Consider the following 947-nt stretch of genomic DNA (forward strand, 5'->3'; position numbering starts at 1 on the left):
TTCCCATGGGTGGCTACCCATGGCTATTGAAAGGTTTGACCCCTATCGGGGTCGGGGATAAATTGATAGGTTTTCTATAGCTTCATCCTTTAAAAACCTAAATCAGATATTTGGGATCGAATTCAATTTCATATTCATTTAATATTGTTTTATATTCCTCCAAAAAGGAAAATTTTTTGTGGTGTTCTTCTTGATTTTTAATATAATTTATAAGTTTCTGTTTATCTTTAATGGATTCTGTAAATCCACCATACCCTTCCTGCCATCCATTAAACTTTGGAAAGAGCCTTTCCTCTGTAATGAATTGATTACTTGATAATTTCAAGTCTTTGATAAGGGAAGAAACTGCCTGAGAAGGATGTAAATGTGTTAAAATATGTATATGATCTTCCACACCATTGATCCTATATAAATGACATTTTTTGTTTGTCAGGGTTTGGTGCATATACATAAATAGCCTTCTTTTTTCATCTGGAGTTATCCAAGGTTGCCGATTCTTGGTTGAAAAAACAAAATGATAAAGTATCTGTGTATAGGTGCTCATAAAAATAAGGTGTAAATGTTGAAATATGATAATGATGTAATTTCGGTAAAATATTTTATAATTGGTAATGTTCGACTCGCTCCGGGGTCGTGGGGGAACGGCCCATGTTAATTTCCATGGGTGGCTACCCATGGCTATTGAAAGGTTTGACCCCTATCGGGGTCGGGGATAGACAGGTGGAGATATGGATAAGACCGCGGCACAGGGGCCTATTCCGGACAGTGAAGCTGTCGAACTCCTTAATAGCCACGGGTAAAACCCGTGATAAACATATGACCTATTTCAGGCAACCCTAAAAGGGTTGAACTTGGGGTATTTGTGGATGGGATTTGGATGATCGATATAGTTCGACTCCCTCCGGGGTCGTGGGGAGGGTGAATACCTGTTTCCCATGGGTAGCAAC

1 protein-coding gene is annotated in these 947 nt (G+C 39.0%); it reads right to left on the reverse strand.

The genetic code is table 11. The features are described from left to right. Positions 1-97: 97 nt before the first annotated feature. Entirely contained in the window at positions 98-544 is a 447-nt protein-coding gene (tnpA, locus tag EL17_RS22375) for an IS200/IS605 family transposase (protein WP_035080095.1), read from the reverse strand. Positions 545-947 lie beyond the last annotated feature (403 nt).

Source organism: Anditalea andensis, from assembly GCF_000714815.1.
GTDB lineage: Bacteria > Bacteroidota > Bacteroidia > Cytophagales > Cyclobacteriaceae > Anditalea > Anditalea andensis.

What these genes read in the sequence shown, in the direction of transcription:
- tnpA (WP_035080095.1), bottom strand. Translation starts at nt 544, where the DNA reads ATGAGCACCTATACACAGATACTTTATCATTTTGTTTTTTCAACCAAG.